Source organism: Pseudomonas sp. WS 5411, assembly GCF_012985595.1.
Lineage (GTDB): Bacteria > Pseudomonadota > Gammaproteobacteria > Pseudomonadales > Pseudomonadaceae > Aquipseudomonas > Aquipseudomonas shahriarae.
Map to the genome: position 1 here is coordinate 471,466 of NZ_JAARMC010000003.1, position 24,079 is coordinate 495,544.

At 61.5% G+C, this 24,079-nt stretch carries 23 protein-coding genes and 1 tRNA gene; 13 read left to right on the plus strand and 11 right to left on the minus strand.

The genetic code is table 11. The annotated features are described in order from the left end of the window. Positions 1–36 precede the first annotated feature (36 nt). From bioF to HBR93_RS08855, 9 genes are all read left to right on the plus strand, one after another. On the plus strand, positions 37–1,215 hold the full coding sequence (gene bioF, locus HBR93_RS08815; protein ID WP_057960813.1) for an 8-amino-7-oxononanoate synthase: 1,179 nt from the start codon (positions 37–39) through the stop codon (positions 1,213–1,215). Then, on the plus strand, positions 1,208–1,939 hold the full coding sequence (locus tag HBR93_RS08820; protein WP_169960139.1) for an alpha/beta fold hydrolase: 732 nt from the start codon (positions 1,208–1,210) through the stop codon (positions 1,937–1,939). The genes bioF and HBR93_RS08820 overlap by 8 nt, the downstream gene beginning before the upstream one ends. Further along, a complete protein-coding gene (gene bioC, locus HBR93_RS08825; RefSeq protein WP_057444307.1) occupies positions 1,932–2,744 on the plus strand; it encodes a malonyl-ACP O-methyltransferase BioC in 813 nt (270 codons plus the stop codon). The genes HBR93_RS08820 and bioC overlap by 8 nt, the downstream gene beginning before the upstream one ends. Continuing rightward, positions 2,741–3,421: a dethiobiotin synthase gene (gene bioD, locus HBR93_RS08830; RefSeq protein WP_057440293.1), complete on the plus strand. Its 681-nt coding sequence runs from the start codon at positions 2,741–2,743 to the stop codon at positions 3,419–3,421. The genes bioC and bioD overlap by 4 nt, the downstream gene beginning before the upstream one ends. A gap of 105 nt (positions 3,422–3,526) precedes the next feature. Next, positions 3,527–3,808 carry a hypothetical protein gene (locus tag HBR93_RS08835; RefSeq protein WP_057960810.1) on the plus strand — a complete coding sequence of 94 codons (282 nt, stop codon included), beginning with the start codon at positions 3,527–3,529 and terminating at the stop codon, positions 3,806–3,808. 271 nt (positions 3,809–4,079) lie between these two features. After that, a complete protein-coding gene (locus HBR93_RS08840) occupies positions 4,080–5,885 on the plus strand; it encodes a phenylacyl-CoA dehydrogenase (protein WP_057440295.1) in 1,806 nt (601 codons plus the stop codon). 206 nt (positions 5,886–6,091) lie between these two features. Further along, complete coding sequence (locus HBR93_RS08845; RefSeq protein ID WP_057960809.1) at positions 6,092–7,384, plus strand: GGDEF domain-containing protein; 1,293 nt, start codon at positions 6,092–6,094, stop codon at positions 7,382–7,384. Positions 7,385–7,474: 90 nt separating this feature from the next. Continuing rightward, complete coding sequence (locus HBR93_RS08850; protein ID WP_115129147.1) at positions 7,475–9,259, plus strand: acyl-CoA dehydrogenase C-terminal domain-containing protein; 1,785 nt, start codon at positions 7,475–7,477, stop codon at positions 9,257–9,259. A gap of 131 nt (positions 9,260–9,390) precedes the next feature. Then, positions 9,391–11,169, plus strand: coding sequence for an acyl-CoA dehydrogenase C-terminal domain-containing protein (locus HBR93_RS08855; RefSeq protein WP_057960807.1), 1,779 nt, complete (start codon positions 9,391–9,393; stop codon positions 11,167–11,169). Positions 11,170–11,396: 227 nt separating this feature from the next. On the opposite strand, the gene HBR93_RS08860 is transcribed toward HBR93_RS08855, so the two are convergent. Further along, positions 11,397–12,317, minus strand: a complete 921-nt coding sequence (locus tag HBR93_RS08860; protein ID WP_057960806.1) for a LysR family transcriptional regulator — start codon at positions 12,315–12,317, stop codon at positions 11,397–11,399. 206 nt (positions 12,318–12,523) lie between these two features. Between HBR93_RS08860 and HBR93_RS08865 the strand changes: the two genes are divergently transcribed. The 4 genes from HBR93_RS08865 (at position 12,524) to HBR93_RS08880 (ending at position 14,962) form a co-directional block, all read left to right on the plus strand. After that, complete coding sequence (locus HBR93_RS08865; RefSeq protein WP_169960140.1) at positions 12,524–13,804, plus strand: aminotransferase class III-fold pyridoxal phosphate-dependent enzyme; 1,281 nt, start codon at positions 12,524–12,526, stop codon at positions 13,802–13,804. Positions 13,805–14,021: 217 nt separating this feature from the next. Then, positions 14,022–14,402, plus strand: coding sequence for a type II toxin-antitoxin system RelE/ParE family toxin (locus HBR93_RS08870; protein WP_346266847.1), 381 nt, complete (start codon positions 14,022–14,024; stop codon positions 14,400–14,402). Further along, entirely contained in the window at positions 14,386–14,706 is a 321-nt protein-coding gene (locus HBR93_RS08875) for a DNA-binding transcriptional regulator (protein WP_169960142.1), read from the plus strand. Before HBR93_RS08870 ends, HBR93_RS08875 begins: the two co-directional genes overlap by 17 nt. Positions 14,707–14,803: 97 nt before the next feature. Then, positions 14,804–14,962 (plus strand): YqaE/Pmp3 family membrane protein, encoded by a 159-nt coding sequence (locus HBR93_RS08880; RefSeq protein ID WP_081044318.1) that lies wholly within the window; start codon positions 14,804–14,806, stop codon positions 14,960–14,962. A 4-nt stretch (positions 14,963–14,966) separates the two neighbouring features. On the opposite strand, the gene pqqE is transcribed toward HBR93_RS08880, so the two are convergent. The 10 genes from pqqE to HBR93_RS08930 form a co-directional block, all read right to left on the minus strand. Continuing rightward, on the minus strand, positions 14,967–16,118 hold the full coding sequence (gene pqqE / locus HBR93_RS08885; RefSeq protein ID WP_057440300.1) for a pyrroloquinoline quinone biosynthesis protein PqqE: 1,152 nt from the start codon (positions 16,116–16,118) through the stop codon (positions 14,967–14,969). Next, positions 16,090–16,365, minus strand: coding sequence for a pyrroloquinoline quinone biosynthesis peptide chaperone PqqD (pqqD, locus tag HBR93_RS08890; protein ID WP_032858571.1), 276 nt, complete (start codon positions 16,363–16,365; stop codon positions 16,090–16,092). The genes pqqE and pqqD overlap by 29 nt, the downstream gene beginning before the upstream one ends. Beyond that, a complete protein-coding gene (pqqC, locus tag HBR93_RS08895) occupies positions 16,362–17,114 on the minus strand; it encodes a pyrroloquinoline-quinone synthase PqqC (protein WP_057960803.1) in 753 nt (250 codons plus the stop codon). Before pqqC ends, pqqD begins: the two co-directional genes overlap by 4 nt. Before the next feature lie 10 nt (positions 17,115–17,124). Continuing rightward, positions 17,125–18,036, minus strand: a complete 912-nt coding sequence (pqqB, locus tag HBR93_RS08900) for a pyrroloquinoline quinone biosynthesis protein PqqB (protein WP_057440302.1) — start codon at positions 18,034–18,036, stop codon at positions 17,125–17,127. A gap of 70 nt (positions 18,037–18,106) precedes the next feature. Then, entirely contained in the window at positions 18,107–18,181 is a 75-nt protein-coding gene (pqqA, locus tag HBR93_RS08905; RefSeq protein ID WP_003194766.1) for a pyrroloquinoline quinone precursor peptide PqqA, read from the minus strand. Positions 18,182–18,344: 163 nt separating this feature from the next. Then, the gene (gene pqqF, locus HBR93_RS08910) at positions 18,345–20,732 is read right to left on the minus strand and encodes a pyrroloquinoline quinone biosynthesis protein PqqF (RefSeq protein ID WP_169960143.1); all 2,388 of its coding nucleotides are present in this window, start codon (positions 20,730–20,732) and stop codon (positions 18,345–18,347) included. A 50-nt stretch (positions 20,733–20,782) separates the two neighbouring features. Next, positions 20,783–21,577, minus strand: coding sequence for a carbon-nitrogen hydrolase family protein (locus HBR93_RS08915; RefSeq protein WP_169960144.1), 795 nt, complete (start codon positions 21,575–21,577; stop codon positions 20,783–20,785). Between the two features lie 11 nt (positions 21,578–21,588). Further along, on the minus strand, positions 21,589–23,280 hold the full coding sequence (locus HBR93_RS08920) for an NAD(P)/FAD-dependent oxidoreductase (RefSeq protein ID WP_057960801.1): 1,692 nt from the start codon (positions 23,278–23,280) through the stop codon (positions 21,589–21,591). Between the two features lie 146 nt (positions 23,281–23,426). After that, positions 23,427–23,888 carry an Lrp/AsnC family transcriptional regulator gene (locus HBR93_RS08925; protein WP_057440306.1) on the minus strand — a complete coding sequence of 154 codons (462 nt, stop codon included), beginning with the start codon at positions 23,886–23,888 and terminating at the stop codon, positions 23,427–23,429. 112 nt (positions 23,889–24,000) lie between these two features. Next, a tRNA-Ile gene (locus HBR93_RS08930) sits at positions 24,001–24,077 on the minus strand. Positions 24,078–24,079 lie beyond the last annotated feature (2 nt).

The window sequence follows — 24,079 nt, forward strand, 5'->3', positions numbered from 1 at the left end:
AGTGGGTCGAGTTCAACCTGATCTACCGAGGCCAGCATGTCTTTCGATCTCGCCGCGCGCCTCGCTGCCCGCCGTACAGACCATCTCTATCGCCAGCGCCCACTGCTGCAAAGCCCCCAGGGGCCGCAGGTGGTGGTAGACGGCAAGCCGCTATTGGCCTTTTGCAATAACGACTACCTGGGCCTGGCCAATCATCCGCAAGTCATCGAAGCCTGGCAGGCCGGGGCTTCCCGCTGGGGCGTCGGCGGGGGGGCTTCGCACCTGGTGGTCGGCCATAGCACCCCGCATCATGAGTTGGAGGAGGCCCTGGCCGAGTTCACCGGGCGCCCGCGTGCCTTGCTGTTCACCACCGGGTATATGGCCAACCTCGGCACCGTCACCGCATTGGTGGGGCAGGGCGATACGGTGCTCGAAGACCGCCTCAACCACGCGTCCCTGCTGGATGCGGGTTTGCTCTCCGGGGCACGATTCAATCGCTATCTGCACAACGATGCGCTCAGCCTGGCCAAGCGCCTGGAAAAAGCCAGCGGCAATACCCTGGTGGTCACCGACGGTGTGTTCAGCATGGACGGCGACCTGGCGGACCTGCCGGCGCTGGCCCGCGAAACCCGGGCCAAGGGCGCCTGGCTGATGGTGGATGACGCCCATGGCTTCGGTCCGTTGGGCGCCACGGGGGGCGGGATTGTCGAGCATTTCGGCCTGAGCCAGGAGGATGTGCCGGTGTTGGTCGGCACCCTGGGCAAGGCCTTCGGCACCGCCGGGGCGTTTGTGGCTGGCAGTGAGGAACTGATCGAAAGCCTGATCCAGTTCGCCCGCCCATACATCTACACCACCAGCCAACCGCCGGCGCTGGCCTGTGCGACCCTGAAAAGTCTGGAGCTGCTGCGCAGCGAGCACTGGCGACGCGAGCATCTGCGCACGCTGATCCGCCAGTTCCGCCAGGGCGCCGAGCAGATCGGCCTGGAGCTGATGGACAGCTTCACGCCGATCCAGCCAATCATGATTGGCGACAGTGCCCGGGCGATGCGCCTGTCTCAGATGCTGCGCGAACGCGGGATCATGGTCACGGCCATCCGCCCGCCCACGGTGCCGGCCGGCAGCGCGCGCTTGCGCGTGACCTTGACCGCCGCCCACAGCGAGGCGCAGGTACGACTATTGTTAGACGCATTGGACACGTGTTTGCGTTTGTCAGGCCGGGAGTCCGACCATGCGTGATCGACTGATATTGCTCCCCGGCTGGGGCCTGGGTGTCTCGCCGCTGGAGCCTTTGGCCGCCGCCTTGCGCGGTTTGGACGAGCACCTGCGGGTAGCTATCGAACCGTTGCCGGCGCTGGCGGGCAGCGACCTCGACGAATGGCTCGACGAACTCGACGCCACCTTGCCCGATAACGCCTGGCTGGGCGGCTGGTCGTTGGGCGGGATGCTCGCCTCTGAGTTGGCGGCACGGCGTGGCGAGCGCTGCTGCGGCCTGCTGACTTTGGCCAGCAACCCATGTTTTGTGGCGCATGAGGACTGGCCCAGCGCGATGCAGGCGCAGACTTTCGATGCATTCCTGGCCGGTTGCCATGCCGACTCACAAGTCACCCTCAAACGTTTCGGCCTGCTGTGCGCCAAGGGCACGCAAGACCCACGGGGCATTGCGCGCTTGCTGGTCAGCAGCGCGCCGGCTACCCCCTCCAGTGTGCTGATGACCGGCCTTGAACTGCTCGCGCAACTGGATACTCGCGAGGCCTTGCAGGCCTTTCGTGGCCCGCAGTTGCATTTGTTTGCCGGCCTGGATGAGTTGGTGCCCTGTGAGGCGGCTATTGAGTTGTTGAAGTTGCTGCCAGATGTCGAAGTCGGTCTGATTGAACAGGCTGGCCACGCTTTCCTACTGGACAACCCCCACGGAGTGGCGGGGGCGATCCAGGCCTTTTTGCATGAGTGCGGTGATGACTGATTTGTCCCATCCTCCACTGCCGGGCGCCTTGCCCGACAAGCGCCAGGTCGCGGCGTCGTTTTCCAGGGCGGCGGCCAGTTATGACAGCGTGGCTGCGTTGCAGCGTGATGTGGGCGGCGAACTGCTGTCCCGTCTGCCGCCAGCCTTGCTTCCCCAGCACTGGCTGGACCTGGGGTGCGGCACCGGGTATTTCAGCCGCGCATTAAACAGTGTATTCCCCGAGGGCCAGGGCCTGGCGCTGGATATCGCCGAAGGCATGCTTAATCACGCCCGGCCATTGGGCGGTGCTGAGTACTTTATTGCCGGGGATGCCGAGCGCTTGCCGTTACAGGATGCAAGCTGCGAGTTGATCTTCTCCAGCCTGGCAGTGCAGTGGTGTGCCGATTTTGCCGCGGTGCTCAGTGAAGCCCGGCGCGTGCTGCAGCCTGGCGGTGTGCTGGCGTTTGCCAGCCTGTGCGTCGGCACCCTGGACGAACTGCGCGAAAGCTGGCGGGCGGCGGATGGGATGGTGCACGTCAATCGCTTCCGCCCGTTCAGTACTTATCAACAGCTGTGTGCGGACAGTGGCTTGCGTGTGGTCAGCCTGGAGCAACGTGCCCATGTGTTGCATTACCCGGATGTGCGCAGCCTGACCCACGAATTGAAAGCATTGGGCGCGCACAATCTGAACCCGGGGCGCCCCGGTGGCTTGACGGGCCGGGCACGGGTTGTTGCACTGGTGCAGGCCTACGAGCAGTTTCGCCAGACCCAGGGGCTGCCGGCAACCTATCAAGTCGTGTACGCCGTATTGGAGAAACCATTATGAGCGCCGCCTATTTCATTACCGGCACGGACACCGATGTCGGCAAGACCACCGTCGCCGCAGGCCTGCTGCATGCCGCACGGCAAGCGGGCAAGAGCACGGCTGCCGGCAAGCCGGTGGCCTCGGGCTGCGAAGTGACCTCCCGTGGCTTGCGCAACGCCGATGCCCTGGCCTTGCTGGCCGAGTGCTCGTTGCCGCTGGCTTATGCCGAGGTCAATCCACTGGCCTTCGAGCCCGCCATCGCGCCGCACCTGGCGGCCCGTGAAGCCGGTGTGGCGTTGACCGTGCAAGCGCTGCTCAAGCCAATGCGGCACATCCTCGATAAACACGCGGACTTCACCTTGATCGAAGGCGCAGGCGGCTGGCGCGTGCCGCTGGCCGATCAGCACAACCTGTCCGACCTGGCCAAGGCCTTGGGGCTGCCGGTGATCCTGGTGGTGGGCGTGCGTCTGGGCTGCATCAATCATGCATTGTTGAGCGCCGAAGCCATCGCCCGGGACGGTTTACCGCTGGCGGGGTGGGTGGCCAATATCATCGACCCGAAGACCTCCCGTCTGGAAGAAAACCTCGCCACCTTGGCCGAACGCCTGCCGGCGCCCTGCCTGGGCCGAGTGCCAAGGCTCAAGCAGCCCACGGCGGAAGCAGTGGCCGGGTACCTGCAACTGGACTTGCTTGATTAGTTTTTCCTAGCGATAAGGCATTATGCCATTAGTGTTATTGACGGGCCTTTTGCCAGATTGTCTGCTTCAATAAGGGTTCACGATTTATTGCAAGGCAGGTTCGCCATGGAAATCTCTGGAAGCAGTGCGTTTTATTCAGGCCTGAGCACTATTCAGGCCGGGCAGAACCGCGTCGACCAGGCCGCCGGAAAAATCGCCAGTGCCGCCACCGGCCAGCCTTCGGATGCCCAGAATGATCGCTTGCAGGCGGTCAATCGCGGCCAGCCGACCGACTCGGCGAGCAATATGGTGGAACTGGCCGAAGGCAAGTTTCAGGTGGAGCTGGGCGCGAAAGTCGCCAAGGCTTCCGACGAAATGCTCGGCACGTTGATCGACACCTACGCTTGATCCCCCCCTCGCCATATGGCGGGTGCTTTTCCTGTGGCGAGCCCGTTCGCCACAACCGCCTGATTCTCCCATCTTCTTCTCGTTGAAACGTTGTGCGGCATCACGCTGCAGGCCTCGTCGCGCCTGGCGTTGACCTACGTCATGACAAACGGCATCCGCTGGGCGCTTGACAAGGATTGGGCGTAAACGTATGTTTCAAACAACTGTTTGACCGCTACAACAAATCCACGCGGTTGTTCATTCCAGGATTCATCAGCAGAGGTTTATCGCTATGCCTGACTACAAGGCCCCCTTGCGTGATATTCGCTTCGTTCGTGACGAACTGCTCGGCTACGAAGCGCACTATCAGAGTCTGCCGGCTTGCCAGGACGCTACCCCAGACATGGTTGACGCCATTCTCGAAGAAGGCGCCAAGTTTTGCGAGCAAGTGCTGGCCCCGTTGAACCGCGTCGGTGACATCGAAGGGTGCACCTGGAGCGAGTCAGGCGTTAAAACCCCTACTGGTTTCAAAGAAGCCTACAAGCAATTCGTCGAAGGCGGCTGGCCGAGCCTGGCCCACGACGTCGCGCACGGCGGCCAAGGCCTGCCGGAATCCCTGGGCCTGGCCGTTAGCGAGATGGTCGGTGAAGCCAACTGGTCGTGGGGCATGTACCCAGGCCTGTCCCATGGCGCGATGAACACCATTTCCGAGCACGGTACCCCCGAGCAGCAGGATGCCTACCTGACCAAACTGGTCTCGGGCGAGTGGACCGGCACCATGTGCCTGACCGAACCGCACTGCGGCACCGACCTGGGCATGCTGCGCACCAAGGCCGAGCCTCAGGCCGACGGTTCCTACAAAGTCTCCGGGACCAAGATCTTCATCTCGGCCGGTGAACACGACATGGCCGATAACATCGTCCACATCGTACTGGCCCGCCTGCCGGATGCTCCGGCTGGCACCAAAGGCATTTCGCTGTTTATCGTGCCTAAGTTCCTGCCCAACGCCGATGGTTCGGTGGGTGAGCGCAACGCGGTGTCCTGTGGTTCCCTGGAACACAAGATGGGCATCCATGGCAACGCCACCTGCGTAATGAACTTCGACGCGGCCACCGGCTACCTGATTGGCCCGGCGAACAAAGGCCTGAACTGCATGTTCACCTTTATGAACACCGCTCGTCTGGGTACCGCACTGCAAGGCCTGGCCCACGCCGAGATTGGTTTTCAGGGTGGCCTGAAATATGCGCGTGACCGTCTGCAGATGCGCTCCCTGACTGGCCCGAAAGCGCCGGACAAGGCCGCTGACCCGATCATCGTGCACCCTGATGTGCGCCGCATGCTGCTGACCATGAAAGCCTTCGCCGAAGGCAACCGTGCGATGGTGTACTTCACCGCCAAGCAAGTGGATATCGTCAAGTACGGCACCGACGACGAAGCCAAGAAACAGGCAGATGGCCTGCTGGCGTTCATGACCCCGATCGCCAAGGCGTTCATGACCGAAGTCGGTTTTGAGTCCGCCAACCACGGCGTACAGATCTACGGCGGCCACGGTTTCATCGCCGAGTGGGGCATGGAGCAGAACGTTCGCGACAGCCGCATTTCGATGCTGTACGAAGGCACCACGGGCATCCAGGCCCTGGACCTGCTCGGCCGTAAAGTGCTGATGACCCAGGGCGAAGCGCTCAAGGGCTTCACCAAGATCGTGCACAAGTTCTGCCAGGCCAACGAAGGCAACGCAGCGGTCAGCGAGTTTGTCGCACCGTTGGCTGCCCTGAACAAGGAATGGGGCGAGTTGACCATGAAGGTCGGCATGGCTGCCATGAAGGACCGTGAAGAAGTCGGTGCCGCGTCCGTGGACTACCTGATGTACTCCGGTTATGCCTGCCTGGCGTACTTCTGGGCCGAGATGGCGCGCCTGGCTGCTGAAAAACTGGCTGCCGGCACCAGCGAAGAAGGCTTCTACACCGCCAAGCTGCAGACTGCGCGCTTCTACTTCCAGCGCATCCTGCCGCGCACCCGCACCCACGTAGCCACCATGCTGTCGGGCGCCAACAACCTGATGGACATGAAAGAAGAGAACTTCGACCTGGGCTACTAAGCCCCGGCGGGTTCCCTGCCAAGCCGCCGCTCTTCCGGGAGCGGCGGCTTTTTTGTGGGCGCATGAAAAAACCTGAGTAGCGCGCTCAGGGATTGCGCCTGGCTGCCGTTACAGTGGTGGCAATGTGATACAGGTCACATTGAGTGTGCTTAACTGTGTTCAGTGAAGGCACTATGCCATCTTTTTTGTGGGTCGGAGCTTTACCCTTGTCGCGCGCGTCTGCTGTACGTTTCAGTCATTTCCTACCGTCGTTGCTGTTATTGCTGGCGGGGTTGTCGGCTGCTTACGTCAAGGACCTCAACGTCTTCTTCACCTCCTTGTTCAATGTCCTGCCGACCTTGGTGCTGTTGCTCGGGGGGGCCTATTGCACGGTGTACCGTCGCCAGCGTGAGCTGTTCTTGATGGTGACGGTGTATGTCGCCTACTTCCTGCTGGACACCCAGACCGATTTCTACCGCGACCATGGCCGTGTGCGCGAAGACGCCGCCGTGGTGTTCCATCTGGTGTGCCTGCTGTTGCCGATGCTGTTCAGCATTTATGCCCTGTGGCAGGAGAAAACCCACCTGTTCCGCGACTTTGTCGCACGCTGCGCGGTGCTGCTCGCCGTAGGCAGCGTGGCCCTGGGCCTGGAGCAGAGTTACCCGGGGCCGTTGCTCAACTGGCTGGCGGAAATTCGCTGGCCGGCATTGCATGGCGCGTGGATGAGCTTGATCCAACTGTCGTACCCGATGTTCCTGCTGGGCTTTGTCGCACTGGCGGCCCAGTACTGGCGCGAACCGCGGCCGTTGCATGCGGCACAGCTGGTGGGATTGCTGGGGATGTTCTGGATGTTGCCGCAGACCTTTATCCTGCCGTTCACCCTGAACATCATGTGCAGCCAGGTGATGTTGATGATTGCTGCAGGTGTGTCCCACGAGGCCTATCAGATGGCCTTTCGCGATGAACTCACCGGCCTGCCCGGACGCCGCGCCCTCAACGAGCGTATGCAGCGCCTGGGGCGCAACTATGTGCTGGCGATGAGCGACGTCGACCACTTCAAGCGATTCAACGACACCCATGGCCACGACGTCGGTGACCAGGTGCTGCGGCTGGTCGCCAGCAAACTGTCGAAAGTCAGCGGCGGCGGCCGGGCCTATCGGTATGGCGGCGAAGAGTTTGCCGTGGTGTTTGCCGGCAAGACCCTGGATGAATGCCTGCCGCACCTGGAAGAAATCCGCGAGATCATTGCCAACTACCACATCAAGTTGCGTAACCCCGACAGCCGCCCCCAGGACGATCACCAGGGGCGCCAGCGCCGTTCGGGCACGGGGGCGAATAGTGTGTCGGTGACCGTGAGCATCGGCGTCGCCGAGCGCCAGGCCGAGCAGCGCACCCCCGAAGAAGTGCTCAAGTCCGCCGACCAGGCGCTGTACAACGCCAAGGGCGCCGGGCGCAACTGTGTGGTGGCGGCCGGCCAGAACCGCCGTGGCGCGGTGCGCATGCAGGGCGCTGCCGGTTGAGTGATGGTGGTGTATTCAGCGTCTGTACAGTGATTGTCCGGGGCTCCTGGCGGCAGTAGGTTTGAGTCATCTGCCGCCGGAGACATCACCATGCCTGCCTATAAAGCTCCCCTGCGCGATATGCGCTTTCTGATTGATCACGTGTTTGATTTCCCCGCTCACTACGCTGCTTTGGGCGCCACCGAGGCCAGCCCGGACATGGTCAGCGCAATCCTCGAAGAAGGCGCGAGGTTCTGCGAGAACGTGCTGGCGCCGTTGAACCGTCCGGGGGACGAAGAGGGCTGCCATTTCGACAATGGCGTGGTGACCACACCCAAAGGTTTCAAGGAAGCGTTCGCGCAATACGTCGAAGGCGGCTGGCACGGCCTGGCGGCGGATCCGGCCTACGGCGGGCAGGGCTTGCCGTCTTCCCTGGGCTTGGTGCTCAGCGAGATGATCGGCTCCAGCAACACCTCCTGGGGCATGTACCCCGGCCTGACCCACGGCGCCATGTCGGCGATCCACGCCCATGGCACTCAAGAGCAGAAAGACACCTACCTGACCAAGCTCACCGCCGGCCAGTGGACGGGCACCATGTGCCTGACCGAAGCCCACTGCGGCACTGACCTTGGCATCATCAAGACCCGCGCCGTGCCCCAGGCCAATGGCAGCTACGCGGTGACCGGCAGCAAGATCTTCATCTCGGCCGGCGAGCACGACATGAGTGAAAACATCATCCACCTGGTGTTGGCCAAGTTGCCGGATGCGCCTGCTGGCACCAAGGGTATTTCGCTGTTTATCGTGCCCAAGTTCCTCGCCGATAGCGGGGCGCGTAATGGCGTCAGTTGCGGCTCCATCGAGCACAAGATGGGGATCAAGGCTTCGGCCACCTGCGTGCTGAATTTCGATGGTGCCGAGGGCTACCTGATCGGCGAGGCCAATAAAGGCCTCAATTGCATGTTCACCATGATGAACCACGCGCGCCTGGGCACCGGCATGCAGGGGCTGTGCCTGGGTGAAGCGAGCTTCCAGGGCGCGATCAAGTACGCCAACGACCGCCTGCAGATGCGCGCCCTGACCGGCGCCAAGGCCCCGGACAAACCGGCGGACCCGATCATCGTGCATCCCGATGTGCGGCGCATGTTGCTGACCATGAAAGCCTTCAACGAAGGCAACCGCGCCCTGACGTACTTCACCGCGCAACTGCTGGACACCGCACACCTGAGCGACGACCCGCAGCAACGCCAGGAAGCCGAGGATTTGCTGGCGTTCCTCACCCCGATCTGCAAAGCCTTTATGACCGAGACCGGCCTGGAAGTGACCAACCACGGCATGCAGGTGTTCGGCGGCCACGGTTTTATCCGCGAGTGGGGCATGGAACAGTTGGTGCGCGATTGTCGCATCGCGCCGATCTATGAAGGCACCAACGGCATCCAGGCCCTGGATTTGCTGGGGCGTAAGGTGCTGGGCAGCCAGGGCAAGTTGCTGCGCGGCTTTACCAAGATTGTGCATAAGTTCTGTGCGGCGAATGCCGAGCACCCGCAACTCAAGGCCCAGGTTGCACAGCTCAACGAGCTGAACCAGCAATGGGGCGAGTTGACCACCAAGGTCGGCATGGCCGCGATGAAAAACCCTGATGAAGTCGGCGCCGCCGCCCTGGATTATTTGATGTACAGCGGTTACATCATCCATGCCTACCTGTGGTTGCGCATGGCCCTGGTGGCCCAGGCGCAATTGGATGCGGGCAGTGGCGATGGGGATTACGCCCGGGGCAAGCTGGTGACCTGTGAGTTTTATTTCAAGCGCCTGTTGCCGCGCACCAGTGCCCATCGTGCGGCGGTGGAGGCGGGCAGTGATTGCCTGATGAGTTTGCCCGCCGAATTGTTCGCCTTATAACTGTTGGCGTGACTGTAAAATACCAATTGGTCACAAGCAGACCCTATGTGTCACAAAAGTTGTTCGGTTACACTCTGGGTCTGTGAAACCGATCCTACCGAATCACTTTTAACGTTCTCACGAGGTTTGCCATGGCTGACTACAAAGCGCCGCTGCGCGATATGCGCTTCGTCCTCAACGAAGTATTCGAGGTTGCCAAGCTGTGGGCGCAATTGCCGGCCCTGGCCGAGACCGTGGATGCTGAAACCGTCGAGGCGATCCTTGAGGAGGCCGGTAAAGTCACCGCCAAGACCATCGCCCCGTTGAGCCGGAATGGCGACGAGGAAGGTTGCCGCTGGGACAACGGCGTGGTCACCACCCCGGCCGGGTTCCCCGAGGCCTACAAGACCTACGCCGAAGGCGGCTGGGTGGGCGTTGGTGGCGATCCTGCCTACGGCGGCATGGGCATGCCCAAGGCGGTCTCGGCCCAGGTCGAAGAGATGATCAACTCCTCGGGCCTGGCGTTTGGCCTGTACCCGATGCTGACGTCCGGCGCCTGCGTGTCGATCAACACCCACGCCAGTGACGAACTGAAAGCCACTTATCTGCCGAATATGTACTCGGGTGTGTGGGCCGGTTCCATGTGCCTGACCGAGCCCCATGCCGGTACCGATCTGGGGATTATTCGTACCAAGGCCGAGCCGCAGGCGGACGGTTCCTACAAGGTCAGCGGCACCAAGATCTTTATCACCGGTGGCGAACACGACCTCACCGAAAACATCATCCACCTGGTGCTGGCCAAGCTGCCGGACGCCCCGGCCGGGCCGAAGGGCATCTCGTTGTTCCTGGTGCCCAAGTTCATGGTCAATGCCGATGGCAGCCTGGGCGCGCGCAACCCGGTGACCTGTGGCTCGATCGAGCACAAGATGGGGATCCAGGCCTCCGCGACCTGTGTAATGAACTTCGACGAAGCCGTTGGCTATCTGGTTGGCGAGCCGAACCGTGGCTTGGCGGCGATGTTCACCATGATGAACTATGAGCGCCTGGGTGTCGGTATCCAGGGCCTGGCGACCGGCGAGCGCTCTTACCAGAACGCGGTCGAATATGCGCGTGACCGCCTGCAAAGCCGCTCGCCGACCGGCCCCAAGGCCAAGGACAAGATCGCCGACCCGATCATCAACCACCCTGACGTGCGTCGCATGTTGCTGACCATGAAGGCCGCGAACGAAGGCGGCCGGGCGTTCTCCACTTACGTGGCGATGCAACTGGACACCGCCAAGTTCAGCGAAGACGCCGCGACCCGCAAGCGCGCAGATGACCTGGTGGCGCTGCTGACCCCGGTTTCCAAGGCGTTCCTCACCGACCTGGGCCTGGAAACCACCGTGCACGGCCAGCAGATTTTCGGTGGTCATGGCTATATTCGCGAGTGGGGTCAGGAGCAGTTGGTGCGGGATGTGCGCATCACTCAGATCTACGAAGGCACTAACGGCATCCAGGCGCTGGACTTGATGGGGCGCAAGATCGTTGGCAGCGGCGGGGCGTTCTACACCCTGTTCGCCGATGAGATCCGCCATTTCATCGCCACTGCCAACAGTGACCTGGCCGAGTTCATTCAGCCGCTGAGTGCTGCGGTGGACGAACTCGACACCTTGACTGCCTGGGTCCTGGACCGCGCCAAGAGCAACCCGAATGAAATCGGTGCGGCCTCGGTGGAGTATCTGCACGCCTTTGGCTACATGGCCTACGCCTACATGTGGGCGCTGATGGCCAAGGCCGCCTTGGGCAAAGAGGCCGAGGAGGACTTCTACGCCAGCAAACTGGGGACGGCGCGCTTCTACTTTGCCCGCCTGCTGCCGCGTATCCACTCTTTGAGTGCTTCGGTGAAGGCCGGCAGTGAATCGCTGTTCCTGCTGGACGAAGCGCAGTTCTAAGCCGAAGAGGGCGTGTAAGCATTCTCTTACATGACGTGCTGCTAATCGTCCTCTATCGCCAGATTGGATCCACAGCTAATCTACTTCACATGGACGTCGCGCAGGAAGCGCAAAGCAACAACAGGGACACGTAGGATTCTGCCAGGATGGCGGAGTGAAATGGATGTCAGGGAAACAGTCTGCAAAGCCCCGCTTCGGCGGGGTTTTCTTATTGCCCGCGAAAAAGTTCAGGCCAGCCCGTCTACCGTGGCCGTCGGCCCATGTGGACCATTCATCACGTCTTCGAGCAAGGTGCGCAGCAATGCCAACGTTGCCTGCTGACGTTGTACATCCCGGCACACCAACCCCACCTTCAGCGGTACCCGTGGCTCACTCAAGGGCTTCCATAGCAGCGCCTGGCTGCTGTGTTCGTCCTGTGATCGGCCGGGCAGTACCGTCGCCAGTTTGGTATGAGGCAGGCTGTCGAGAATCCCCACCATAGTGTTCAGCTCGGCTTGCACCTGGGGCCGACGCCCCAGGTTCGCCAGTTGCGCTTGCCAGATCTGCCTGACCTGGAACTCTTCGCCCAACAACAGCATGGGCAACTCCGCCGCCTGCTTGAGGGAGACCTTCTTGAATTCACGCAAGGGATGGTCGGCCGGGATGACCACTTTCAGTTCATCTTCATACAGCAGCACACCGTGCAAACCGGGCTGGCGTGCCGGCAGGTAGCTGATGCCAATGTCCAGCGAGCCATTGAGCAGGCGGCGTTCGATCTCAAGGCCCGTCAGCTCGTAGATCTGCACCACCAGGTGCGGCTGGGCCTTGCGTACCCGCTCCAGCATCTGCGGCACCAGGCTGGTATGCACGGTTTGCAGCACGCCGATGGCCAGGGTGCGCAGCGCCTGGCCCTTGAAATGCCGCAGGGCCTCGACGGCTTGCTGCATACCATCGAGCAGCGGCAGGGCGTGGTTGTACAAGGTGTGGGCGGCCAGGGTTGGCAACAGGCGCTTGCTGCTGCGTTCGAACAGGCTCACATCCAGGTGCTGCTCCAACTGGCGGATCTGCTGCGACAGCGCCGGCTGGGAGATCGACAGGCGCTCGGCAGCCCGGCCTACATGGCCCTCTTCGTACACCGCGACGAAATAACGCAGTTGCTTGAAATCCATAAGTAACGCTTATCGAAAAAGCTGGAAAATCGAAATGGCTGTACGCCCCCAAGGCGCCTAGTCTAGCGCCTATTCACAAGGCTTACAGGGCCAGAAAGCGCGATGAATACCGTTTACAGCGATGGTGTTTACATAGGCAAGGCAAAAAACGACTTGCCGGGCTTCCGTCAATCGAGGGTTGCCAACAGCCTGCGGGGTGTGCAGGCATGAATCTGTTCAACCTGCGCCGCCCGGCACCGAGTCTGGATGACCTGTTACTGGACGCGAAAAAACCGATGCTGCGCGATGAGCTTTCCAGCCAATCCCTGATGCCCACCGTGGCCCGTCCGCCACAGGTTTTCGTACGCGGCCAGGGCTCCTGGCTGTGGGACAGTGAAGACCGTGCCTACCTGGACTTTACCCAGGGCGGCGCAGCCAACAGTCTCGGCCATAGCCCCTCGGTACTGGTGCGTGCGCTGGCTGACCAGGCGCAAGCGCTGCTCAACCCTGGCATCGGGCTGCACAACCGCAGCCAACTGAACCTGGTGGACCGCCTGTGCCACAGCACCGGTAGCGACCAGGCCTACCTGCTCAACAGCGGTGCAGAAGCCTGCGAAGCGGCCATCAAGTTGGCGCGCAAGTGGGGCCAACTGCATCGTGGCGGCGCCTACCGCATCATCACCGCCAGCAACGCTTGCCACGGCCGCAGCCTGGCGACACTGGCGGCCTCGGCAGGTGCTGGCGACAATCGTTTCGAGCCGCAACTGCCGGGCTTCTGCCACGTACCGTTCAACGATCTGCCGGCCTTGCATGCCGCCGTTGATGCGCAAACCGTGGCGATCATGCTGGAGCCGATCCAGAGCGACGCCGGCGTCGTTCCGGCCACCGAGCATTACCTCAAGGGGGTGGAGCGGCTGTGCCGGGAGCTGGGGATCCTGCTGATCCTCGACGAAGTGCAGACCGGGATCGGGCGTTGCGGCACCTTGCTGGCCGAACAGCGCTACGGTGTGCGCGCCGATATCGTCGCCCTGGGTAAAGGCCTTGGGGGCGGAGTGCCATTGGCGGCGTTGCTGGCCCGTGGCAAAGCCTGTTGTTTTGAACTGGGTGAGCTCGAAGGCACCCACCACGGCAATGCGCTGATGGCTGCGGCCGGCGTCGCCGTGCTCGATAGCGTGTTGGGGCACGGCTTCCTCGAACACGTACGTGATACCGCGCAGTACCTGGGCGAAGGCCTGGCCCGTGTTGCTCACCGCTATGGACAGGGCGAACTGCGAGGCCAGGGCCTGTTGTGGGGCCTGACCTTGTCGGATGATTCGGCAGATGCCGTGGTAAAGGCGGCACTGTATGAAGGCTTGATCCTCAATGCCCCACGACCCGACTGCCTGCGCTTTACCCCGGCGCTGACGCTAAGCAAGAGCAATATTGACGAAATGCTGCTGCGTCTGGCCCGCGCGTTTTCCCGCGTGCACACCGCCCAACTGCAATGCCGCAAGGGCATCGCTGTTTAACCCTTATTCCTGAACCGTCTCGCGTTATACGCGGCGCCTCCAGCCTGATTTTTTTGGCTGGGGGCGTTTTTTTGTGTGTCATTTTTGGATTGAAAAGGAGGCTTGAGATCCGTCGAAAAAAATGGCTTTTTTGCGGGCGCCGGCAGGGAGTGCCGGTAGGGGGCTGAGATTTTTGTGCGTGCCCTATTTTTAATGTCTACCACTGGGTGGTATGTTTGTGGGAAGGGATGCCTATGAATCTCAGACTGTTCAAAGCCGGCATTTTGCTGATGCCGCCAGCAAAGCCTGGACCTGCGATTCGGAATTGGGGGAGGCATTTGGCGAAATGCTCAGGGGCCAGGCGGATAACTTGGGTGGTGGAGTCTGGAAGAAACGCCTCAATCACAACCGGCATCGTTCCATCGTTTTGGCAAAGGGCAGGCATTACTGGGTTTATCAGTTTCTGTTCGCCAAGCAAGGTCAAAGCAATATCCGCCACAAGGAATTGGCTGGGTTTAGGGCATTGGCAAAGGCCTATGAAGGCTTAAACGAAATACAGATCCAGCAATTACTGGATCTCAGGGAGTTTGTGGAGATAGATCATGCGCAAAAAATATGAAACTGAAGCGCTGGAGTCCATTCACCAATCGGCCAGCGCGCGGCATTCGATTGGCGCCATCAGCAAGACCACCCTTCGGCAGTTCGATGAGCTATGCATTGCGCCTGTGCCGGCGCAGATACCTGCCGCCCAGATCAAGCAGCTGCGCGAACGTAGCCATGTCAGCCAGCCGGTGTTCGCCCGCTACCTGAACACCAGCGCCTCGACAGTCAAGCAATGGGAATCCGGCGAGAAGCAACCCAGTGGTATGGCGCTCAAGCTATTGAGCATTGTGCAAAAGCACGGGTTGGACATCCTCGCCTGAGGAGGATGGCCCGGTGCCAGATTCCACTGAACCCTCACGCGCGGCCAGGGTCGATTAGCTGTACGGCTCACACGAGCCGATTTTTTGGAGCTGACCCATGGACTTCATTCGTATCATCATCGCCATTCTGTTGCCGCCCTTGGGTGTGTTCCTGCAAGTGGGCTTCGCCGGCGCATTCTGGCTGAATCTCCTGTTGACCCTGTGCGGCTACATCCCAGGTATCGTGCATGCGGTGTACATCATCGCCAAGCGCTGAGCCGTCAGCCTTTGGCGATCAGCCGTGAGTTTCGCTCATTGCGAAAAGCCAATTGCTCGATGGTCTGCGTGGCGTGCTCGGCTTCGAGGCGGGCATTAAGGATGATGCCGTGATCGGCAGACTTGCTGCACACAGGGTCGGCGTTGCTGGCGTCACCGGTCAGCATGAACGCCTGGCAGCGGCAGCCGCCGAAGTCCTTTTCTTTCTCGTCGCACGAGCGGCACGGCTCGGGCATCCAGTCGTAGCCGCGAAAGCGGTTGAAGCCAAACGAGTCGTACCAGATGTGCTGCATGCTGTGGTCGCGCACATTGGGAAACTGTACCGGCATCTGTCGGGCGCCATGACAAGGTAGGGCGGTGCCGTCTGGCGTTACTGTCAGAAAGATACTGCCCCAGCCATTCATGCAGGCCTTCGGGCGTTCTTCGTAGTAGTCCGGTGTGACAAAGATCAGCTTGCACGGATGACCTTGCGCTTCCAGCTTGGCGCGGTATTCGTTGGTGATGCGCTCGGCGCGGGTCAGTTGTTCCTGGGTAGGTAGCAGGCCGACGCGGTTGAGCTGGGCCCAGCCATAGAACTGGCAGGTGGCAAGCTCGACAAAGTCCGCCTCAAGGGCGATACACAGCTCGATGATGCGGTCGATCTTGTCGATATTGTGTCGATGAGTGACGAAGTTCAGCACCATCGGATAACCATGGGCTTTCACTGCCCGTGCCATTTCCAGCTTCTGCGCGAAGGCCTTTTTGGAGCCAGCCAACAGGTTGTTCACCTGTTCGTCGCTGGCCTGGAAGCTGATCTGGATATGGTCCAGGCCGGCCTTTTTGAAGTCGCTGATCTTCTGCTCGGTCAGGCCGATGCCGGAGGTGATCAGGTTGGTATAGAACCCCAGCTTGCGGGCTTCACTGATCAGCTCGGCGAGGTCCTGGCGCACCAGCGGCTCACCTCCGGAAAACCCCAATTGCGCCGCGCCCATTTCCCGGGCCTCGCGAAACACCTTGATCCATTGTTCGGTGCTCAACTCCTTGCCCTGCTCGGCGAAGTCCAGCGGGTTGGAGCAATACGGGCATTGCAGCGGGCAGCGATAGGTCAGCTCGGCGAGCAACCAGAGCGGCAGGCCAATCTCGGGCTTGTCAGGCAAGTTCGATCCAGTGCTCTGCACGTGCGACCTCCATGAATTGCTCGATGTCTTCACCGAGTTCGGGCACGCCGGGGAATTGCTGCTCCAGCTCGCCAATGATGGCCGCCACACTGCGCTCACCGTCGATCAAGCCACCAATCAACGCCGCACTGTCGTTGAGCTTGATCATGCCTTCGGGGTACAGCAACACATGGCCCTTTTGCGCCGGCTCGTACTGGTAGCGATAACCCTGGCGCCACGTCGGTTTTTTGCTGCGGTCGAAACTCATAGGGTGATCCCTTTATGCCAGACCCGCTGCGCGGTCACGCTGTGATAGGGCGGGCGGTTCAGTTCGTAGGCCATGCTCATGGCATCGAGCATGCTCCAAAGGATGTCCAGTTTGAACTGGAGAATCTCCAGCATCCGCTCCTGGCCGGCGCGGGTGGTGTAGTGCGTAAGCGTGATCGCCAGCCCGTGTTCGACATCGCGCCGGGCCTGGCCCAGGCGGGTGCGGAAGTATTCGTAGCCGGCAGGGTCGATCCACGGGTAATGCTGGGGCCAGCTATCGAGGCGCGATTGGTGGATCTGCGGGGCGAACAGCTCGGTCAGCGAGCTGCTGGCGGCTTCCTGCCAACTGGCCCGGCGGGCGAAATTGACGTAGGCATCCACGGCAAAGCGCACGCCGGGCAGCACCAGTTCCTGGGAGCGCAGTTGATCCGGGTCCAGGCCCACTGCCTGGCCCAGGCGCAGCCAGGCTTCGATGCCGCCGTCTTCGCCGGGGGCGCCGTCATGGTCGAGCAAACGCTGGATCCACTCGCGGCGGATTTCCCGGTCCGGGCAGTTGGCCAGGATCGCGGCGTCCTTCAGTGGGATATTCACCTGGTAGTAGAAGCGGTTGGCGACCCAGCCCTGGATCTGCTCGCGGGTGGCCCGGCCTTCATACATCGCCACGTGGTAGGGATGGTGGATATGGTAGAAGGCACCCTTGGCCCGCAAGGCCTGTTCAAACTCGGCGGGGTTCAGCGGTGTATCGGTCATTGGGGCTCTCCTACAGTTCAATGCTCATGCCGTCGTAGGCTACTTCTACATTGCGCCGGGCCAACTCGGCGCGCTCGGGCGAGTCTTCGTCGAGGATCGGGTTGGTGTTGTTGATGTGGATAAGCACCTTGCGCTGCTGGGGCAGTTGCTCCAGGACCTCTAGCATGCCGCCGGGGCCGTTCTGGGCCAGGTGGCCCATTTCGCGGCCGGTGCGGGTGCCGACGCCACGGCGCTGCATTTCATCGTCATCCCACATCGTGCCGTCCACCAGCAGGCAGTCGCTGCCGGCCATGATTTCCAGTAGTGGCGCGTCCACTTTGCCCAGGCCCGGGGCATAGAACAGTTTGCCGCCGGTGCGCAGGTCTTCGACGATCAGGCCGATATTGTCACCGGGGTGCGGGTCGAACCGATGGGGCGAGTATGGCGGCGCGGCACTGCGCAGGGGTAGCGGGGTGAAGCGCAGGTTGGGGCAGGCGGGAATGGTGAAGCTGGCATCCAGCTCGATGCGTTGCCAATCCAGGCCGCCATTCCAATGGGTCAGCATGGTGAACAGCGGGAAACCGGTGCTCAGGTCTTCATGGACCATGTCGGTACACCATACCTGGTGCGGGCAGCCTTCACGCAAGCTGAGCAGGCCGGTGGTGTGGTCGATCTGGCTGTCCATCAAGATGATTGCGCTGATCCCGGTATCACGCAGTGCGCGGCCGGGTTGCATCGGTGCAAATCCCTGCAATTGGGCGCGGATATCCGGCGAAGCGTTGCACAGCACCCAGTTCACGCCGTCATCGGAGAGGGCGATGGACGATTGGGTGCGCGCCTGGGCCCGCAGGCTGCCGTCGCGAAAGCCGGCGCAGTTCACACAGTTACAGTTCCACTGCGGGAAGCCACCACCGGCGGCTGAACCTAGAATCTGGACAAACATCGCCGCTCCTTCACACAAGACTCAAAATAAAAACGCCCCGGCGAGCCGAGGCGTTGCAATACAAAAGCAATCAGCGGCTGGCGAAGTACATGGTGACTTCAAAACCGATACGCAGATCAGTGTAAGCAGGTTTGGACCAAGTCATATTCATACTCCTACGAAGGGATGGGACGTTTACTACCAAGTAATACATATAGTCCACCTCCTGGCGGAGATGTTCAGATGTGTGTGGGAATATTACCCATTTCTCGCTGAGCTAGCGCTGTCTTGGCAGAAAAAGCCTGTTGCAGCATCGGCAACGATCCGCTTCATTGCTGCCAGTAATCGCCCACCGCCGCACCATTGGCCAGGCACTGCCAGCCGCCGGCGGCTTGCTTGAGTTGCTGCGCCGCATCGACGAGGTTCTGACGGTTGCGGGCCTGGATCAGCTGTTGCAGTTGCTCAAGATAGTCCGCGCCATGCCCCGCCAAATGCGCCTGCCAGAGCAACTCGGCGGCTTGGGCGTTGGGCAGTGTCTGTGGCGAGAACTGCTGGGCCAGGATGGTGTTGCCCAAGTCGTCGTTCCCCTTGATCAAGGCTGGCAGTTGCGTGAGGAAGGCCTGGATGTGTTCGAGCAGGCTCGCAAGCGCGACATTGGGCGACTGCACGCCAAACAGCAGGCCGGTTTGCCCATTGACCTGTCGGATGCCACTGAATACTGCGTAGCCCACTTGCAACTCGACACGTAGGCGTTGGTAAAACGGGACCTGCGCCAGGTGAGCGAGCAACCGCCAGTCGGCTTCGTCTGCGAGGGATTGGCTGGGGGCCGGGCAAAACAGCAGCAAGGCGGCTTCGTCGCCATCGGTTGTGACGGTTTGCCAGCGATGTTGGCCGTTGATGGACAGGGCTTTGTGTTCACTGTCGGTGCAGTGTCCGGGTAGACGTGCCGCCGCATTTTTGATCGCCATTTCGCACGCAGCCGGCAGGCCAATGCCCAAGCCTTGCCAGCGAGCGGTGGCCCACCGGTCAGGTAGCGCGTTGCCGTTAGCGGTGTCGGCAAAACATGTCGGTAGTACCTTGAGCAGTTCGCGAATGGCCATCTGCGGCGCCGGGCTGGCGAGTGCGTTGTGCCAAAGGTTAGCAGCGGGCCGGGTCAGGTCCCGTGCCAGTTGCTCGACGATGGCCGGCATCGGTTCATGCAGCCCGCTCATTTTCAGCAGCCAGTCATTGCCTACGGCTTCGAAGGATAATTCCACTCCGGCCTGACGGGCGTTGGTCCGCAGTGTTTGCAGGCTGTTGCCCAAGCCCTGCGCGGGCGAATCCAGTTGCCAGCGCAGGTAAAGGGCGCCTTCGTCGCTATCGGCAGGCAATGCTTGGCTGAACGACAGGCCTGGCAGTTCGCGCCGGCCACGGGAGCGGTCCTGGGCAAAGGTACGCAAGCCGCGATGGGCGCTGGTCTGGCCACGAATCAGTCCGGGACGTTGTTCCTGGGGGGGCCGCTGCAGGAATGGATTGCTCGGCGGCAGTTGCCAGGCCTGTTGCGCGGGCGTCGGTTGTAGCGTATTCAGCATGGCCTTGAGGGCCTGGCAGTGGGGCTCGGAAAGTTGCGCCTCGAGGTGTTCACTGTCCTGGCGCGCCAGAGCCAGGGCACCACGGACTTGTCGCTGGCGGTCGACCAGCACGGCGTACTCTTCACGCAGCGCCGTCCAGTCGCTGTGAGCGAAAAAGCCCAGCCAGTCGTTTAACAGTGCTTCGATGGCCGGGGCCTGTTGTGAACCCTTTGGCCCCAGGGTGAATTCGATATCCAGCAGCGCCTGCCCGGCGAATTGGTACAGCACCTTGGCATGTAGCGCGCTGGCCCACTCCCGGCTTTTTAGCTCGGCGAGCAAACCACCGGCCGCTTCGGCATTCAGCCAGGTGCAGAGGAACTCCAAGGCTTCACGGGGTGCATTACAGGCGATGAGGTGGTGCAGATGCTGTTTGTCGAGGTGTTGATAGCGATGTTGATCGCCGTCCATCAATGCCGGTGGCGCCTGCTGCGGGCGTAGGTGGCCTGAGGGCAGGCTGTCGGCAAAGCACTGGGCCAGGGCTTGCAGCTCCTCGAGCGACTGTGGGCCGGCAAGGCTCAAGGTCATTTGCCCGGCTTGATAGAAGTCTTGATAAAACCCGCGCAACCCTTGTTGGAAATCCTCCTGTGGCACCGGCAGGCTGTCGCGATTACCCGCATGAAACCCCCGCAGCGGATGCCCAGTTGCTAGGCCTTCAAGTATCGCGACTTGAAGCTGTGCCTCGGCATCCTGGGACCAGGCGACAAACTCCGCCTGTAACACCTCACGCTCGCGCAGTTGCTCGTCCATGGCCAGGCGTGGGTGGGTGAGCATATCGCCCAGGCGCTGCAGCGCGTCGCCAAACACCGGGGTGGGCACTTCAAAGAAGAAGTCGGTGGTGCGTTCGCGAGTACTGGCGTTGACCTGCCCGCCGTGGCGCTGCACGTAAGCCATCAAACCGTCGGGTGCAGGAAAAGCCTCGGTGCCGAGAAACAACAGGTGCTCGAGAAAATGTGCCAGCCCCGGCCAGGCCAACGGCGCGTCATGGCTGCCAGCCGCTACCCGCAAGGCTGCTGCACAGCGCTTGAGGCGTGGGGCATGACGCAGGGAAACCCGCAGGCCATTGGCCAGGGTCAGTTGTAAATAATGAGGGTGGGCCGGCACAGGCATGAGCACTTCCAGAACGTAGGAAGTGCCTATGCTAGCGCAAAGCGCGGCGGTCAGTGCTTGTGCAGCGCTGCGTATAGCTCGGGGCGCCGGTCTGCCAAGTAGTGATTGGCCGCTTGCGCGTCGCGCATCGCCTGGCGGTCGAGGGTGGCGACGATCAGCGCTTCATCCAGGCCGGCCTGGGCGACACGTTGGCCATTCGGCGCCGCGATGCTGCTTTGCCCGCAATACTGGATCTGGTCCTCATGCCCGCAATAGTTGGCGTAGGCCACATAGCACTGGTTTTCAAAGGCCCGTGCCCGCACGGTGACATCCGCGACGAAGTCGAAGGGCACCATGTTGGCCGTCGGTACCAGGATCAACTCGGCGCCGGCCAGGGCCAGACGCCGGGTGTTTTCCGGGAACTCCAGGTCGTAGCAGATGAGGAATCCCAGCTTCCAGCCGTTCAACTCGACGATGGGGAATTCGTCGCCGCCGGCGCTGAATATCGAGTGATCGAGATCACCGAACAAGTGCGTCTTGCGGTAGTTGCACAGGCGCTGGCCATTGGCGTCGATCAGTTGCACGGCATTGTAGATCTGCCCATCTTCGGCGCGCTCCGGGTAGCCGTACAGAATTGCCAGGCCCGCGTTCTGTGCCAGTTCGGCAATGGTTTGTGCCGATGGCCCATCTTGCGCTTCGGCCAGCGCGCCCACTGCTTCAACACCGATGTTGTAGCCGGTGAGGAACATCTCCGGCAGCACCAGCACATCTGCATCGGACGCCTCATGGGCGACGCTATGCAGGCGCTTGAGATTGCCGGCCACATCCAGCGGCAATGGCGGGCATTGGTACAGGGCGACACGCATGGCTTGACTCCTTATTCGGCCAGGGCGATAGGGCCGATCTCGTCGAATACATCCCCAGGCCCTGGGTTTTGCGGGTGGGTACTGCCACCGAAGTGGGTCATGATGCCCCAAACCGCGTTCAGTGAGGTCTGCACTGCGCCTTCGACCCAGGCTGGGGTCCAGGATACGTCGTCGCCGGCAATGAAAATCCCGCGCTGCTCGGCCGGCATATCCTTTTGCATGAAGTGCGCGTACATGCGCTGGTTATAGCGGTAGTGGCCCGGCAGCGCGCCCTTGAACGCGCCGAGGAAGTGCGGGTCGGCCTCCCAGGAGACGGTGATCGGGTCGCCAATGATCCGCGCCTTGAGGTCGACTTTCGGGTAGATCTTTTTCAGCGCATCGAGGGCCAGCTTCACCCGTTTATCAATAGGCTGCGGCAGCATTTTCAGGGCGTCGCTCATCCACGAGTAGGACAGGCAAATAACCCCCGGCTTGTCGTCGCCGTTGTCGAACAGATAGGTGCCACGGGTCAGGCGGTCGGTGAGGGTCATGCTCATCAGGTCGCGGCCGGTTTCCGGATCTTTGTCCTTCCAGAAAGGCCGATCGACCATGACAAAGGTTTTCGACGACTGCATATAGCGCGTGCGATCCAGAGCCATCCACATTTTTTGCGAGAACAGGCTTTCGTCGCATTCGATCTGAGTGGTCAGCAGCCAGCTCTGGCAGGTGGTCAGCACGGCGGCGTATTCCCGGGTGTCGCCGTAATTGTCGGTGACCGCGAAACGCCCGTCGGCAGCATGGGCAATGCGCTTGACCCCAGCCCGGGGCGCGCCATGGTGCAGGGAGCTGAGGCTGGTGCCGGCTGGCCAATGGGCGCAACGCTCCGGCACGTGGCGCCAGATCCCCATGGGCACCTGCGCCACGCCACCGACCACCAGGTGCTGGTGGTCGTCGCAATTGGTCATCACCACCCGGAAGATTTCCAGCATCGAGTTGGGGAAGTCCGAGTCCCAGCCACCGGTGCCAAAACCTACCTGGCCGAACACCTCGCGGTGATGGAACGACAGCTTGGCGAACGCCTTGGACGTGGCGACGAAGTCGTAGAAGGTGCGGTCATCCCACAGCGGCACCAGGGTGTTCCACAGCTCTTTGAGTCGTGGTACATCGCGGTCGCGAATGGCTTGCTGGATATCGCTGAACTGCGAACCGGCCTCCAAGGCGTCGGCCCAGGCGTCAGCCACTTCCTGGAACAGCGCAGGAAGGTCGGCGAGTTTCTGTGCGTAATGGGTCTGGCCTTCCAGGTCGATCACGGTACTGCCGGAGGCAGGCGTCAACGGGTTGGGGAAGGGCTTGGTTTCCAGCCCCAGCTTATCTACATAGTGGTAGAACGCCGTCGACGACACCGGGAAACGCATGCCGCCCAGTTCGGCGATGATGCCTTCGGCTCCTTCAAACGCCTGGGAGCGCAGGCGCCCGCCCATTTTCGAGGCTTCATACACCACCGGCTTGAGACCGAGCTTCATCAGCTCGTAGGCGGCTACCAGCCCGGCAATACCCGCGCCGACAATCGCCACTTCGGCGCCGTGGTTGGCGGCAGGAATACTGCCCAGCCCGGCCGGGTGTTCGATCCAGTCATCGAAGGCGAACGGGAAGTCCGGACCAAAGATGGTGATAGGTTTTTTACCGTCTGCAGGGTGGCGATTGTTCTTGTGGGTGGCGTTCATGGCTGACCTTGCTGGCAACTCCGCGGGGCACGACCCGTGAAGTATAGGAAAAGATGGCAGCCATTCTAGGGAGCGTAGCGCTCGTTAATAAGACGCAATGTGTCGTCGGTTTGATTTGTTTTTAGTCGAAGTGACGAAGATGGCGGTCAGATTGGCTGGCCGCGATCCAGTTTGCTGCTGAGGATGATCGAGGTGGTGGTCTTTTCTACCCCATCGACACTGCCGATCTGGTCCAGCAGTTGATCCAGCTGCTCCGGTGAGTCGGTGCGCAGCCAGGCTACATAGTCAAACTCACCACTGACCGCACACAACTGCTGGACCTGAGCCATGGCACTGAGTCGGCGCAGCACTTCCTTGCCGGAACGCGGTTGCACCGTGATCCCCACATAAGCCTGCAGCCCCCCATCCACCACCCGCTGGCCAAGGCGCACGCCATAACCGGTAATCACCTGAGTCTTTTCCAGACGCGCCAGGCGCGAGGTCACCGTGGTGCGGGCAATCCCCAATTGCCGGGCGAGCATTGCCACGCTTTCACGGGCGTTGAGCTGCAAGGCGGCGATTAGTTGGCGGTCGATTTCATCGAGAACGGGAGGGCGGGTGGCGGACAAGATGGGCTCCGGCGTGGGCGGCAATGGGGGAGCATGTTACAGGCTCATGGCCAGTGGTGCTTGGGGGGACCGCCAGAAACGCGAAAGCCGCGCAGTGCGCGGCTTTTAGAGATGGTGGGCCCAGTAGGACTCGAACCTACGACCAAGGGATTATGAGTCCCCTGCTCTAACCAACTGAGCTATAGGCCCTC